This is a genomic window from Flavobacterium sp. Sd200 (genome assembly GCF_009826935.1).
GTDB lineage: Bacteria > Bacteroidota > Bacteroidia > Flavobacteriales > Flavobacteriaceae > Flavobacterium.
The window spans coordinates 303,466-318,618 of the sequence record NZ_WUMN01000003.1 but is presented as its reverse complement, the minus strand read 5'-3'; the positions used below and the strand labels follow the sequence as shown (position 1 = coordinate 318,618).

15 protein-coding genes are annotated in these 15,153 nt (G+C 45.5%); 12 read left to right on the top strand and 3 right to left on the bottom strand.

Annotation, left to right across the window (positions count from 1 at the left end; translation table 11 throughout):
• Positions 1-13 precede the first annotated feature (13 nt).
• The 3 genes from mobC (at position 14) to GR160_RS10610 (ending at position 4,794) form a co-directional block, all read left to right on the top strand.
• Positions 14-1,996 carry a conjugal transfer protein MobC gene (mobC, locus tag GR160_RS10620; protein ID WP_160749847.1) on the top strand — a complete coding sequence of 661 codons (1,983 nt, stop codon included), beginning with the start codon at positions 14-16 and terminating at the stop codon, positions 1,994-1,996.
• 228 nt (positions 1,997-2,224) lie between these two features.
• Positions 2,225-3,934 carry a caspase family protein gene (locus tag GR160_RS10615; protein WP_160749846.1) on the top strand — a complete coding sequence of 570 codons (1,710 nt, stop codon included), beginning with the start codon at positions 2,225-2,227 and terminating at the stop codon, positions 3,932-3,934.
• Positions 3,931-4,794 carry an alpha/beta hydrolase gene (locus GR160_RS10610; protein WP_160749845.1) on the top strand — a complete coding sequence of 288 codons (864 nt, stop codon included), beginning with the start codon at positions 3,931-3,933 and terminating at the stop codon, positions 4,792-4,794. The genes GR160_RS10615 and GR160_RS10610 overlap by 4 nt, the downstream gene beginning before the upstream one ends.
• A 154-nt stretch (positions 4,795-4,948) precedes the next feature.
• Here GR160_RS10610 and GR160_RS10605 read toward each other — a convergent pair whose 3' ends face one another.
• The gene (locus GR160_RS10605) at positions 4,949-5,134 is read right to left on the bottom strand and encodes a hypothetical protein (protein ID WP_160749844.1); all 186 of its coding nucleotides are present in this window, start codon (positions 5,132-5,134) and stop codon (positions 4,949-4,951) included.
• A 6-nt stretch (positions 5,135-5,140) separates the two neighbouring features.
• A complete protein-coding gene (locus tag GR160_RS10600; RefSeq protein ID WP_237421207.1) occupies positions 5,141-6,607 on the bottom strand; it encodes a hypothetical protein in 1,467 nt (488 codons plus the stop codon).
• Between the two features lie 547 nt (positions 6,608-7,154).
• On the opposite strand from GR160_RS10600, the gene GR160_RS10595 reads away from it, so the two are divergent.
• The 9 genes from GR160_RS10595 (at position 7,155) to GR160_RS10555 (ending at position 12,865) form a co-directional block, all read left to right on the top strand.
• Positions 7,155-7,340 (top strand): hypothetical protein, encoded by a 186-nt coding sequence (locus GR160_RS10595; RefSeq protein ID WP_160749842.1) that lies wholly within the window; start codon positions 7,155-7,157, stop codon positions 7,338-7,340.
• Positions 7,324-8,367 (top strand): DUF932 domain-containing protein, encoded by a 1,044-nt coding sequence (locus GR160_RS10590; protein WP_160749841.1) that lies wholly within the window; start codon positions 7,324-7,326, stop codon positions 8,365-8,367. The genes GR160_RS10595 and GR160_RS10590 overlap by 17 nt, the downstream gene beginning before the upstream one ends.
• Before the next feature lie 61 nt (positions 8,368-8,428).
• On the top strand, positions 8,429-8,893 hold the full coding sequence (locus GR160_RS10585; RefSeq protein WP_160749840.1) for a hypothetical protein: 465 nt from the start codon (positions 8,429-8,431) through the stop codon (positions 8,891-8,893).
• 15 nt (positions 8,894-8,908) lie between these two features.
• Positions 8,909-9,277, top strand: a complete 369-nt coding sequence (locus GR160_RS10580; protein WP_160749839.1) for a hypothetical protein — start codon at positions 8,909-8,911, stop codon at positions 9,275-9,277.
• 57 nt (positions 9,278-9,334) lie between these two features.
• Positions 9,335-9,952, top strand: a complete 618-nt coding sequence (locus GR160_RS10575) for a PRTRC system protein E (protein ID WP_160749838.1) — start codon at positions 9,335-9,337, stop codon at positions 9,950-9,952.
• Between the two features lie 12 nt (positions 9,953-9,964).
• The gene (locus tag GR160_RS10570; RefSeq protein ID WP_160749837.1) at positions 9,965-10,183 is read left to right on the top strand and encodes a PRTRC system protein C; all 219 of its coding nucleotides are present in this window, start codon (positions 9,965-9,967) and stop codon (positions 10,181-10,183) included.
• Positions 10,184-10,201: 18 nt separating this feature from the next.
• On the top strand, positions 10,202-11,380 hold the full coding sequence (locus GR160_RS10565) for a hypothetical protein (protein ID WP_160749836.1): 1,179 nt from the start codon (positions 10,202-10,204) through the stop codon (positions 11,378-11,380).
• Positions 11,367-12,074: a PRTRC system protein B gene (locus GR160_RS10560; protein ID WP_202390763.1), complete on the top strand. Its 708-nt coding sequence runs from the start codon at positions 11,367-11,369 to the stop codon at positions 12,072-12,074. Before GR160_RS10565 ends, GR160_RS10560 begins: the two co-directional genes overlap by 14 nt.
• Positions 12,071-12,865, top strand: coding sequence for a PRTRC system ThiF family protein (locus GR160_RS10555; protein ID WP_160749834.1), 795 nt, complete (start codon positions 12,071-12,073; stop codon positions 12,863-12,865). Before GR160_RS10560 ends, GR160_RS10555 begins: the two co-directional genes overlap by 4 nt.
• A 171-nt stretch (positions 12,866-13,036) precedes the next feature.
• On the opposite strand, the gene GR160_RS10550 is transcribed toward GR160_RS10555, so the two are convergent.
• Positions 13,037-15,010, bottom strand: coding sequence for a glycoside hydrolase family 32 protein (locus GR160_RS10550; RefSeq protein WP_160749833.1), 1,974 nt, complete (start codon positions 15,008-15,010; stop codon positions 13,037-13,039).
• Positions 15,011-15,153: the final 143 nt, after the last annotated feature.

Below are 15,153 nucleotides of genomic sequence, written 5' to 3'. Positions count from 1 at the left end.
TAAAAATGATAGTATGGGAACAGGAGAAAACGAGCAGGCACTGCGTAAGATCGCAGACCTCTCAAGGCTGATAAGTATTGTGTTTTTAGTAGTGCATTTTTACTACAGCTTTTATGCTTTGTTTCATACCTATGGGCTGCACAGCGGCATAACGGACCGGATACTGGCCCAGATCAGCCATACCGGGCTCTTCGACAGCTTTGTAACAGCCAAAGTAGCCTGCCTAATATTCCTTGTCATTTCCCTTTTGGGTGTAAAGGGAAGAAAGGATGAAAAAATGGGGTACGCCCGGCCACTAAAATATATGCTCACAGGCCTCACATTGTTTTTTGGGAGTGTGTTACTGGAATACATACAGAATTCCGCTTTTGTATATGCGATCAGCTACGTGCTCGTGACCGTGGCAGGTTATTTATTCACCCTTACCGCAGGGGTATGGCTTGGCCGCATTATTAAGGATAAACTGGACAACAGCGATATCTTTAACCGCGAGAACGAAACCTTTCCACAGGAGGAACGGCTGTTAGAGAACGAGTACTCTGTGAACCTGCCGGCAGAATACCAGCTGCGAAAGAAAAAAAGGCGCTCATGGATCAACATCATAAACCCCTTCCGTGGCCTTATGGTGCTGGGCACACCGGGCGCAGGTAAAAGTTATTTTGTAATACGCCACGTGATTACCCAGCACCTGGCAAAAGGGTTCAGTATGTTCGTGTATGACTTTAAGTTTGATGACCTCTCCCGCATCGCCTATAATGCATGGCTGAAGCACCGCCATCTCTACGCGAAAGAATGCCGCTTTTATCTTATTAACTTCGATGACCTGACGCGTTCCCACCGTTGCAACCCTTTGGAGCCTTCATCTATGACCGATATTACGGATGCTGCTGAATCGGCACGCACCATCCTTATGGGGCTAAACCGAGAGTGGATTAAAAAACAAGGCGACTTTTTCGTTGAATCGCCAATCAATTTTGTAACGGCCATCATCTGGTTTTTAAAGAAATATCGTGGCGGGGAATTCTGCACCCTGCCACACGTTATTGAACTCATGCAGGCAGACTACAACGACCTGTTCACCTTGCTGCGCAGCGAGAAAGAAATAGAAGTCTTAATTAACCCCTTTGTCAATGCCTACCTTAATGACGTTATGGAGCAGCTGGAGGGGCAGATCGCTTCGGCAAAAGTAGCCATGGCGCGCCTGTCTTCACCACAGCTGTACTATGTACTCTCAGGTAACGATTTCACACTGGATATCAACAATCCCGAAGCTCCCAAAGTAGTCTGTATGGGTAACAACCCGCAAAAGATACAGATCTATGGAGCGGTACTTTCCCTTTATGTGACACGCCTTGTAAAGCAAGTCAATAAAAAGGGACAGCTCAAAAGCAGCCTGGTGTTTGACGAATTCCCGACGCTTTACCTCAACAATATGGACAGCCTTATTGCCACCGCCCGCTCCAACAAGGTAGCAACCTGTTTGGGCATCCAGGACTTCAGCCAGCTGCGTAAGGATTATGGCCGCGAACAGGCGGACGTTATCGTCAATATTGTGGGTAATATCATATCAGGACAGGTCACCGGGGATTCGGCCAAACAGCTCTCCGAACGCTTTGGAAAAATTATGCAAAGGCGCCAGAGCCTTTCTATTAACAGCAATGACACCTCAGTAAGCCATTCCCGCCAGCTCGACTCAGCGATTCCACAATCGCGTATCGCAACCATGAGCTCCGGTGAGTTTGTAGGGATTGTAGCCGATGAGCCGGATTGCCCAATCGAATTGAAAGCCTTCCATGCCAACATCCAAAACGACCATGCCGCCCTTAAAAAAGAGGTGGATGAATACAAGGAAATCGAACCTGTGAGGAAGCTGCTGCCCGGGCAGGTACAGCAGAATTACCTTCAGATAAAACAGGATATTAAAGATATCATAGACAGTGAGATGCAAAGGTTAATGGATGACCCGTCGCTGACCTGGATGATTATTAGAAAATAAACAGTGCTGCCCACTGTGTGATACTTAGCATTCATCACTACAAAGTGGGCATTTATTCCAATCATCGACCATTTATTAGAGTTTCAGACCAGGCCAACGGTAAAGGTGGATCAACAAATCGTAATCAAACAATTACATTACACGTCAATAAAAAAATAGCCAATAGTGGGTATTTTTAATATGTTAAAATTATTGTAATTTAATCGCTAATTTTTTTTTGATATAAATATGAGCAGATGTGCAGTAATTATAGGTGTAAACAAAACTGGCGGACTGCCCGCACTTGAAGATGCTGTTTCTAATGCCAGGGATTTTGAGGCCTGGGCTATATCACAAGGTTTTGAAACGACTTTGCTGACTGATGATACAGGGAAAGTAACCATCGATATGGCATATAATGCCGTCACGCAATATGTGGAAAGTCTGAGCGCAGAACTACTTATTATATACTTTTCCGGGCATGGAATCATAAAAGGGCCTACAGACGAATTTTGGCTATTGAGCGATGCGCCTCAAAGATCCGATGCCGCAATCAACCTGCAAACCTCCCGGCTATACTCGCGCTGCAGCGGGATTCCGCATGTTGTTTTTATTTCCGATGCGTGCCGCTCAAAGCCAACAAACTTTGAGCAGCTATCCCTGCGTGGCTCTGTACTATTTTCTCCAATTGAAGGACAACAAACAATTCCAAAAGTAGATATGTTTTATGCTACGGCACCGGGAGACACAGCTTTGGAAGTGGAAATAACTGAAGACAATATTAAAAGCCGCCGAAGCCTATATACCAAACTGTTGCTTGAAGGCTTACATGGGAAGGTACCAGCTATCATCCGTAGCAACGGGCGAAATGACATCATCATGTCCTATGAACTGTCAGAATATTTAGTAGATACGCTTCCCAAGGCGTTGCGGGATGCCAACGTTTTACGCAACCAGGTTCCCGATTCCGAAATTACTTCCCGTGAGCCGATGCACCTGTCACGCTTCCCTAAAAAACGCTCCCCCGTAAAGAAACCCCTCAAGGGGACCCGCACACAATATATGAAACTTGAAACGTTAGAACAGCGGATAGATTCTTTGGATCGCAAAGTACAACGCGAAACCATTAGTTTTTCCAAGGAATCAATAGCGGAGCAGCAAGAGTATATCGACCTTTTTCAGGAAGCCGCAAGGCCACTGTTTTCAGATGTAGAAACCGGATTCGTTATAATCGGGGCACAACCTGTTTTTGATCACTTAAATCATTGGAGGGGCATTACTGTTAGCGAACAGCAGGAAAACACCTTAATAGAAATTCAGCAAAAGTTATGGTATGGCAGAACTTTTCCGCTGCAAACAAAAGACGGCACGGTCTATCCCCTTGCCGTCATGCCTAACTATATAGGTAGGGTTATATTTAAAGATGGTATCCTGGCATCCGTGAATTATACACCAAGCCAGACATCCGATAGATTTTTGAGATACACAGAGCTTCATTATGAAATTGAACGGCGCAGGGCCTTAATAGCACTAAACTCCAAAAATGGCGCGTTCAGGATTAATCATGAGACCAGGTATCTTATGGAAACAGCGAGCTATTACCGTATGCTTAAGGAGTTCGACCCTACTTTAGGAGTATACGCAGCGTATGCCTATATGCAGGCCGGGGCATTTAACGATGTTAAATCAGTGTTTGATTTTATGGCTCGGGAGCCGGAGCCTGTCCTTTTTGATGTAGCGCTTCTTAACGACATTGGGCGGTTTGACCTCAGCTTGGAATCCGTTGAGTTGGCTGCGCCTTTTTGCCCTGTTTTAACTCAGGGATGGTCGTTCCTTGCCCTTAGCGATAAAGGATATACACCTGCGATACAGGAATTAACACGCTATCTTATTCCGGGCCTCTGGACCTCTTTTAAGCCTGGCGCACTTGAAATAATCAACAAATACAATATGATATGAACCTAGTACTAATACACGGACGCGACCAACAGGGACAGGATAAAGATGTACTTGTAAAAACCTGGATTGACGCGCTTAATAAGGGGCTTGACAAGAATGGTTTTACACTGCCTGAAAGCACCAATATCATCTTCCCATTTTATGGAGACCTCTTAGACGATCTTGTCCAGGAAATAGAAAAACCACAAACTGCCGCCAATGCTAAAGGTACCATTGATGACAGTCAATTGGAGTTTGAATTTGAACTGTACTCGGAGGTGGCAGGACAGGCGGGTATTACCGACCAGCAAATCTCCCAATACGTAGATGGGCCAAAAGAGAAGGGCCCGTTAAACTGGGAGTGGGTTCAGGGCATATTACGGGCATTAGACCAGCACACACCCTTGGGCGATGTTTCAGTCGAAAGGTTTACCCGGGACGTATACACATACCTGTATTACAACGCTGTCAGGGCAAAAATAAATGACTTTATTATCGGCGAACTTCAACCAGGCCCTACAGTGCTTGTGGGACATTCATTGGGTTCAGTTGTGGGGTATAATGTTTTACGTGAGGCAGATGTTGAAATTGTAGACTACATTACTATAGGTTCACCCCTTGGGTTAAAATCAATCAAGAAAAAGCTGGCGACCCCTCTGCAATTTCCGGATGTAATTGAAGGTAAGTGGTACAATGCTTATGATGACAGGGATTATGTTGCGCTAAAACCACTGGACAAACACAACTTTAATATTGATCCCCCAATCATTAATAGTAACCATGTCAAGAACAGCACTAAAAACCGCCACGGCATCACCGGATACCTGGACGATAAGCAGGTTGCAAATAAAATCTATGAAGCATTAACCAGGAACATATAGCTCACCTTATTGCTGCAAAAAAAAGTATTATAATATGGAAACATCGCTTCGCTACTTTGATGCCTACAGTAGGCTTGTATTGAACTTACTATGATTTTCAAGAGGTAATATTACAAAAAAGCCCGGTACTGCCGGGCTTTTTTGTAATATCTGATTAAAAATTCAATACAAGTTTTGATGCTTCTTTTTGTGAAATGGCCTGCCTTTTCTCATGCTCCCTTACCGCACCCTTCATGGCCGTTTTAATGCGGCTTGAGCTTTGAGAAATATCAACATTGCTAATAACAGTATACTTACCATCATTAACAGTACTAAATGAAATTTTAACTCTCTTACTCATAACGGTTTATTTTAAGTTGCTATAATACGTATATTTTTCTAAAGCACCCTGCAAATCTACAAAATTATTTTCATCCCTTCTAATACATCTGTCGGGATAGCCCGCGAACAGCAGCGCGTCGATGCCTGCTTTATTCGCTTCCGTGGCATCTAGAATTATTAACCCGATAGGCTCATCGCCTTCTTTTGCTGACGATTCCGAAGAATAGATTTCACCACACCATATAAATTTAGGCATTTTGGAGGATACAATAATAAATTTTAACCCGGTATTAATTTCTTTAATTGCGCTCACATGTCTTTTAAACGAGCGGCTGGAGGCAAGAAAATATCGGAAAATGAACCCGTCTTCAAAATCAAAACCTACATCTTCATCTTTGATGAGCTCCAGAAATAGTTTCCTTGCCAGTTCCGCTTCAAGATATATTTTAGGGTACAAGGGCACTATAACAGAATCTACTTTCATATCGTCAAATCCTTGGCTACCTGGGTAGTGTTCGCCGGGATTATCAATATCGATAACGCGGTACGGTGCCAGGTTATCATCCTGCACCACATACCGTTTTGGAAAATTGGTATGTTCTAAAAACTCCTTATCCCTCCCATGCGAATGAAAAGTGGTCTTTTTTACCGTATTAATATCAAATGTGTGATCATACTCTTTACCAATACCGATAATAACATGCCCGATGGTATCGGACTCAAGCCCAATCAATACCGGGATGCCTGATTCTATATAACAATCTATTAGATTATAAATTCCCGAACTATAAGGGTTTTGGTTATAGATCCTGGTACCGAAGCCGAACTCCTTCAGGGCAAAAGAAATCTGGTCCATCGAAAGCCCCATAGAGGGCAACTGCCTCTGGAATATAAGATTTTTTAAGGCACTATGAATCTGGGAAGGAAGCACTGGCTTATAATCGGGATATCGGCTTGAAAAATATTCCATCAACCCCCATATCGTAGTCTCAGCGCACAATATCGTTTCCTCATCCTGTGCACTGTGCGGAAAACCTTCGGTTTGAAGTTTTGCACCGAAGACAAAGCTTTCCCCTTTGCAGAGGCACGCTTTAAAGTCTGATTCAAGCATCGCTTTCGGATTAATTAGGGATCGTCCAAAAAGGGAATTTAACGTTGGACGTATGGTAAAATAACCCAGATACTTTTTATTGAGCGTACCATGCTGCGCGGGGTCTAAAAATTCATTTCCCGTGACTGTTGGCTCAAATAACGACACCCGAATGCTGTCCCTTTGATAGTCAGCGTGCTTTGAGGAATAATAGCTGTAATAGCTGTCACGGTATACTTTATCGACATAAGGATATTCTATAAGGCAATATAAGTCTTCACGGAATGCCTCAAGATATTCCTTTACAGAATTTTCAATGTCATTACTAACAGGCTCATCATCTTCCAGATTGAGAAAAAATGTACTGATGGCCTCTAAAATAGCTTTGTCTGCCTCCTCCATTGGAGAGAGTTCAAACTCAATAGTTGTAATACTTTTCATTTAATAAAGACCCGCTACATTATTTAAAATTTAATTATTAGCTCTAAGTGTACCTGTAGTGCTGAAACCGCCAGACCTTTAGAGAACAATCCCGCTAACCACTTGTTAAGCGCCATAAATCTACAAATAATTCATCGCTTTTACAGCTAATCGTTAGGACTTTACCGAAATTCTCGACTGCATAATTTTAATTACTCTTTCCACCGATTCAGCAAAAACAAGCTACTGATAATGTCCTCTCTCATTCATGGAAGGCCAATGTTGAACAAACTTACTATTCTGAATCATTTCCATTGGGAAATGGACTAAAAAGGGCAGCTAAGTTAGCATGGAAATCGAAAAGGCGGGCGCATAATGGCTGCGCCACCCCCACAAGGGGGGACTTATAGCCCGCCTTTTCGATTTCCCTGCTGGCCACTTGCTTTCTTTTTAGCCCATTTCCGATGGAAATTTTAATGTGGGCTTTATGAAGGAATCTTAAATGATTACAAACCTTAATAAAGTAGTGATGGAAAAAACAGGAAACAGGACGGTAGCAGAAGGGCTGCAAAACGATGGGGCAAGTACAGCACCCGAAAAAGAAATCGAGGTAGTTGCAGCGGACATCCTACAGGGCAGTACAGCTGCCAAAACAAAACCTGCACATTTAAAATTGTCTAATACTAAATCAGAAAATCATGGCACACAATCTTAATTTCAACGAAAGGACAGGCAACTACTCGTTCTTTAGCGTACAGGAAAAAGCATGGCACGGACTGGGGCAAATCGTTACTGATTACCCGACAAGCGCAGAAGCCATCCAATTTGCAGGGCTTGACTATGAAATAGCCAAAGAGCCAAACACCCACATTTTTCCGAGCGGTAAAACCATGCAGTCAAAAAGCAGCTTCTTTACCTACCGCACCGATAGCGATACCGTTTTGGGTGCAAGCGTGGGCAAGGATTACCACCTGATACAAAACCGTGATGCATTTTCATTCTTTGATGCCATTGTAGGCGGTGGCGATGGCATCCTTTACGAGACAGCAGGGGCTTTGGGCGATGGGGAACGCATATTCATTACGGCAAAACTACCCGGCTATATCAGGGTCGGCAATGGTGACGATGTTACCGAAAAGTATATTTTCCTTACTACCTCGCACGACGGTTTAGGCAGTATTACCGCAGCATTTACACCCATCCGCATCGTATGCCAAAACACATTAAATGCAGCCTTGAAAGGGATGGCTAACGTGGTACGCATCAAGCATACTACAGGTGCAAAACAACGTTTGGAAGATGCCCACAAAGTAATGGGCTTAGCCGATGCGCTTAGCAACAAATTAGAGGGCATCTTTAACAATTGGGCAACGGTAAAAGTGAGCGATAAAGAAGTACGCAAACTCATCGAACTGGCGCTTTGCCCCAACAAAGAGACGTTCGACCTTCTGAAAAAAGGGGCGCAAGACGAACTATCTACCGTATTTAAAAATACGGTGGAAGATGCTTTCGCCTATGCAATGGTAAGCGACACCCAACGCATGGACACTACAAAAGGGACATTGTTCGGGGCATACAATGCCGTTACGGGCTACTACCAAAATGTTAGGAAATACAAGGACGGGGAAGACAAATTGAAATCCCTTGTCATGGGCGGCACGGCGCAGGGCAAAGCGCAAAGGGCTTTTGACCTGTGCAGCGAGTTCGAGCAAAATGGCGCAGGTATTTTCTTGCAGAATTAAAGTTACAGGCGGCATGCATTCCGCTTGCCACCTGTACTTAAAACCTTAAAAATCTGAAACTATGGGAAGGTACATGACAGTAGTTTTAAAGGGGGACAATAAGAATGACCTTTTTATCAGCCTGCTTAATGAGCAATTGAGCAACGAGTACGGTGCGAATACTTGGGACAAATTCAATCCGTGGGATTATCTGCAATGGGAAGCAGATTATATTAACGAGCATCCCGATGGGAAAAAACAGTTGCCGCACTTTTTGCGACCGATTACAAAGGAACAACTGAGCAATAACTTTTTTTGGCTCAGGCACGGGGAATTTTCCTTTAAGCTTTCAGGAGGCGCTGCAAGCGCAGCAGAAGCCCGCGATGCAGTTGCCATCTGCAAATGGATAGAAGCTACAAAAGGAAAATATATTGATAAAAAGGCTTCGGACAATTACGACCGTGCTACGGTGGCGGAATACCTCAACCACCTCTATTTTGAAGAAGGCTACGATTTAATAAAACTATGGCAGCTGCCCACAGAATAACACGCAAATACCACTATGAAAGCATTGGATAAAATGGACAACGTAGACAGGGGAAAACTCTTTGCAGGTTGGTTTCCTGAGGAGATACAGGGCTTTTTGGAAGCCGTAAAAGGGGCGTACGACTATATAGTGGCGCACGAAGCAGAAATCAGGGAAACAGGCGAAGGCGTAGTATTCAATGCGGACTTTTGGTTTAAGGTCGCAGGGAATGTAGCCGCTGCCATTGAGAAGCACGGCAAACGGCTTGCAAAGAACCAAAACCTTTTTGCTGACCAATTGTTTGACGGATACAATGCCCTGTTCACAGTGGACTGCCTGCGTAAATACCAGTACCTCACAAACAACCCGAAGTTTGCGCAGGCAGTACAGCTGCTTTTTGACTGAAAAGGTACAGGTAACTCCTGTACAGGCTTGTAAGAGATACGAACTAATATAATTACAATGGAAACAACAGATTTTTTTACCCATATCGCTGCAATAAATTTTACAGGCGAATTGCAGATGGTCTTAAAAAAGGATGGGGAAATACTGACTGTATCCCTGCTCCTTAACAACGAGCAATGCGGGGACAAGGCAAAAACGCTCATCCCACCGCTTATTTTAAAAGGGACTGCTTCCGAACTGGATAGTGGCTTCTTTCAACAAATCACTGCGCCCATTGCCGAAACCTCGGGGCTGCTTGTCAATATGGCGGCACACCTCAAAGGACTTGAAGCCGCAAAAGCGCAGTCCGCTATGGAAAAAGGCAAAGCCGATAAAGAGCGCAAAGAAGCGGAATTAAAGGACAAAAAATATACGGATGCCCTGCAACAGGCGGCCGATTTAGAAAAAGCAAGAAAGTTCAGGGAAGCTTGGGCAAAAGTCCCTGACCCCTTAAAATATCCTGAAAAAGCGGAAGAGATACGCAAACGCCGTAAAGAACTCTCTGATAAATTTTCAGCCCCCGACCTCTTCGGTACGGCTATGGCTCAGGAGCAGCAAATACCTGCCCCCGATGAAACGCAGGAAGAATATCATGAAGAGGAATATGAGGAAGAAGAATACGAGAATGAAAACTAAAATGAATGAGCCATGTTAACAGCGACTAAATTAGAAAGGGTATTCCTGCTGACCGATAAGGGGCAGGAAGTGACCCTGACTGACCCCGACCCAAATTGGAGTACCGAAACAGTACTGAATTTTTACGCAAATACCTATCCCATACTGACTACTGCAACCATAGGCGCACCTAAGATTGGCGATGATGCCCTGTTGTACCGCTTTGAAAGTGTTATGGGTACGAAAGGATAAAATGATAAATCATAACGTATGAAAAATGGAACAGCACGTAATATCAGGCAGCATACAGCTGCCCGAAGAAGAAAGGCAGCAACTCCTGCACCGCAGCGTGACAAACTTCATGCAGGCAATGGCACGGACGAAGGATGCAGCGCAGCTGCAAAAAGACAGCAGGCAGTCCGTGCCGCTTGGAATGCTGCCAATGGTTTTTTAAAATGCAGCTTCCTCCCGAAAGTATCAGGGGGCAATACAGGGAGCGGGACAGCAGCAGGACAGGATTTTGACAATTCCCTTGCCCTGCTGTGCCGCCATTACGGATTGCTGCCACCTGATTTCAAATCCTTGGGGTTTCCCTATGGTGCTGCCCTTGCGCTGCACGACCTGCAAAACCAGTTCAGGTACAGGGAGGAAAAGGTGTGTGTGGAACTTGTACAGGTAGCTTCAGGGCGCATTGCCCTTGCAACCTCAGAACGTTTTGATACCAATTATAACCTGTATTATATCCCTGTGCTACCCCTATACCTACTCGGGCGCAAGCGCAGGCGCAAATCCGCATACAACCTGCTTTTATGCGCCTTCGCCTACCTGTACCATGTGGCAGATATGCCGTATTACAGGCAGGAAGGTAGTTACCTTTACGACCAGTACGCCTACATCGGACAGTGGGTTGAAGAAGTAGCCTACGACTGCTGGGAAGATTACGCATCTAACCGTCATGAAATTCAGGCAGCTGCACTCATAGGGGATATTATGGAACGCAGGATTGCCAATACCTGCCATTTGGAACACTTCGCAAAACGCCTTGAACAGTTTTGCGTTAGGGACAGTTTTGATAGTGGATGCCACGAAATAGCGACAGCATTCTTTTCACTTTGGAAGGACTATCCCTCGCACAACCTGAAAACCCACATACCCTGCGAAACTACAGAGGGCGATTATGAAGATGATTACTATTATGATGAAGGGAAAATAGGCATGTTCCAGTACATTTCCTTTTCGGCAGGGACAGCAGGCGGCCTGTATGAGACACTGCTCGAAAACGTCAATAATGAATTCAACGAATACTCCGATATAGAAGAGCCTACGGTAACACGGGTCTTTGACGGGTTGAGCGATACAGGCGATAACCTCGATTATGAAGTACGCCTTTTTGCAGCTATTGACCGCCTGTGCTACCTTTTAAATGAAATTGAGTATGGAAACAATTGATACTGGAGTACTTTACCACCCCACAGCAGCAGTGGTGTTTTACCAGTCGCAGGGCAGCGATAGCGAACCGTACGTGGAATATTTCGATATGGACAGCAACGGCTGCCCCATAAATGCACACCCCCTAACCGAGCAGGAAGCCAAGCGGCTTGCCGAGGCACTCGATATTGAGCAACAGGCAGGCAAAGCCTTTCTAAAGCCCAAAGGGATAATCCCCCCAAACCTCTTGCACTTCAACCCTTCTGAACAGGGCAATGCCGTGTGGTATACCAAGGCAGGGAAACGCAAACTTTATTTTACCGAAAGCCTTGGGCTAAAAAGCGGTGTAGCACATGTACCACCAATGTTATGGGTGGCAGACAGGCGGACGCTATCCGTCTATGCCTTACATGCAAACAGGAAGCCTACCGCCGAAAGCCTGCTGTGCCATGCGCCCTTTTTTAATGTGTATCAGGACGGTAGTGTATGTATGGGTACTGTGCCGGTGCGCATCAGGGAGTCGGCTTCCCTTGAGGAATTCATGAGCAGTTGGGAACATTATTTTTTCAACAGCTATTTCAGCCACCTTGCAGGCTTTAATCCTGTAAAAGAAAATGTAGTACTGCTGTGGAAAGGGCTTTTGGAACAGGGCGGAAAATTCCCAACAGATATGCTACAGCCTACAAACACTACACTTAAAAAACTATTACGATGAAAACCGAAAAGATAAAAGTACATTTTAGCCACAGGGACGTATTGCACCCAACCAACCCGATACCTGTTAACCTCATCGGTGCAGGTGGGACAGGCTCTCAAATGCTGACTGCCCTTGCACGGATGAACCACTCACTCAACGCCCTTGGCCATGCAGGGCTACTTGTTACCCTTTGGGATGATGATACCGTTAGCCCCGCCAATTTAGGCAGACAGCTTTTTGCTGAATGCGAAGTCGGGCTGTATAAATCGGTAGCACTCATTAACCGCTGCAACCGCTTTTTCGGTACGGACTGGAAAGCAACACACTGTAAATTTGGATATAAGCCAAGTAGCCTGCCCACGCAATCTACTATTTATATCAGCTGTGTCGATACCGCTGCCGCCCGTTTTGAAATAGCAGAAACTTTAAAGGGGCTGCAAACGGAAAGACATTACAGAAATGTACCTCGCTATTGGATGGATTTTGGAAACAGTAGAACAACAGGACAGGTTATACTGGCTACTTTAGGAAAGGTACAACAGCCTGTATCAGAAGAGTTCGTAACTATAGATACCCTGCCGTTTATAACCGATGAATTTGGGGAACTGCTCCGACACTCAGAAAGTGAAGACAACACCCCAAGCTGCTCCCTTGCCGAGGCACTCGACAAACAGGACTTGTTTATTAATTCGACCCTTGCACAAATGGGCAGTTCACTGCTTTGGAACCTATTCAGGCACGGCATGACCGCCTACCGTGGCTTCTTCCTTAATTTAGAAAATTTCAGAACAACACCGATTGGTGTTTAAAAAGCCGCCGCACGGCACTTCCCCCTCTGGGGGAAAAGCCGTGCGGCGCTTAAAACAGGAAGTCCCCAGCAATGGCTCGCGCCATCGCAGGGGACGTTTTTTTTGCGATTGCAGGCAATCGGCACTGCTAACCCGCAAACCTGCTGCAATACCGCAGTATATATTTATGCTTTATTTCCAAACCGAACGAAGCTCCCACAGGTCAAGTGAAGACAACACTGCCGATCCTCCCTCGCTGAAAAACTCAATGCCCGTTCCCTCAGCGTCCGGGAAGATGAGCGCTGATAAGGTGGTCGCACCGCCATTAGCAAAAATTTCCACAGAACAGGCATCAACAAATATCTGTAAGCTGATTTGTTTACCTTTGGCAACAAGTGGCGCCCTGTACACGCCCGGAAATGAAGTACTAAAACCGGTCGCTCCTGATTGCGTACGGTCAAAAACAAGTTCATTGGTTTTGGCATCAAAATATACCACGGCTTTCTGGCTTTTGCCTACACAGAGGTTGAAACCTGCTTTTGCGCTGCCACCGGGCTCAATGGTTGCCTGAAGTTCGTAGTTGTTGCGCGAGGGAGAAGGAAGGGGAACCGCTTTTCCCGGTGCCGCTTTTACACCTTTTGCCTGCTTGTGTTTTTCACGTAAGGCTGTAAGTTCCTGTACGGGTTGCTGCAAAAGTGTATAGCGGCCATCTTTATAATCCAAAGCCAACGAGCGCGGTAACGACTGGATGCCTTTAAAAGGCGTGGTTGGCACTTCATGGGCATACAGCCAGTTGCTCATCCAGGCAATCCATACACGCCGGTCATCCCCAGGCTTCATGTTGCTCCAGGAACGCACGGCATAAAAATCAGGCCCGTAGTCAATCCAAGGCGCTACTTCCAGCTGGTTTTCTGCCAGGCTGCCGCCCAGCATAAAATGGTCAGCCAGTATATGGCCAAAATCACCTGCAAAATTATCGACAATCTCGATTCTCGCTTTTTTATCCTTAAATTCATTTACATCCCAACCGGTCCAGGTTAACGTTTCCGTGTTTTTACCGGTAGAAGACCGTACCGTTTTACCATTAATGATGAGGTTGATGCTTTCTTTGCCGGGACGGTTGCCACCGCCGATAAGGAAATTCAGAAAGGCATCGCTGATGGTAAATTCGGGGGAGAGTGCCCTGCCCGTGCCGGCATCGCGATTGTGGAACGTGTTAATAATGCTGTTGCCTTCCTTGTTCAAGATGGCGCCCTGGTTTTCCAAGTGGCCCTGCGCTGGCGAAGAAGCAAAAGCATCGCCGTCAATTTCCCAGCCGCTTAAACCATTTTCAAAATCAAAGACCACAATACCCGACGGCATATATTTTTTATAGGCTACCTGTTTTTCATACGCTGGGTCTATCGTAAAGGAGGTGCCATCAAAATCCCCCACAAAATACTGGCCGTTTACGGGTTGCACACCCACCTGCATCACCCACTTGATGTGTCGCGGGTCACCGTTGACCGCAAGGGGGAACAGGTCGGGACATTCCCAAACACCGCCCCTGGCACCATAAGGGCCGAAATCACTGAGGAATGTCCATTCTTTTAAATCCGTTGAACCGTAAAGGCGCACCTTTGTCGCTTCTGCCAGCGCAACGGCCATAATCCATTTTTTTGTCGGTTCGTGCCAGAATACCTGCGGATCCCGGAACTCGGTATTGTTAATATCAATTACCGGGTTTTTGTCGTATGCCGTGAATGTGTTGCCACCGTCGAGGCTATAGGCCACCGACTGGAACTGCATAATGTCCGAATGCCGGAGTTCTGAATAAATCGCCACAATAGGCGGATTGCTTTTCGTGCCGAACCCGGACGTATTGTTGTAGTCTACAACGGCCGAGCCTGACATCATGCCGATACCTTCCTGTTTTTGAAATTTTGGCATGCCAAACTCCCAATGGACAAAATCCTTAGTTTTTCCAGTGCCGTAGTTGAGGTAGTACCAATCCTTGTAATAGATCATGCCGGTAGGGTCATTAATCCAGCCCTTTGGTAGTGAAAAGTGGTACTGCGGCCTGTATTTTTCTGTAAATGTGCCTTTCACTTCCTGAGCCCAACAATGGTAGCCTAAAAAAAGCACTACGCCCCACGTTAGATTATATCGTAATTTATATGTTGCCATAATACTAAAATTTATAATGAATAAAAAAGCCAGGGCGCAACGGGCACCCTGGCTAAACTTAACCCAAACTAACTCATCAGGAATGCTTTCGCTACTTCCCGATCTTTCCGTGCCATAACCCAAAATGGCCAGGAAAATTTTAA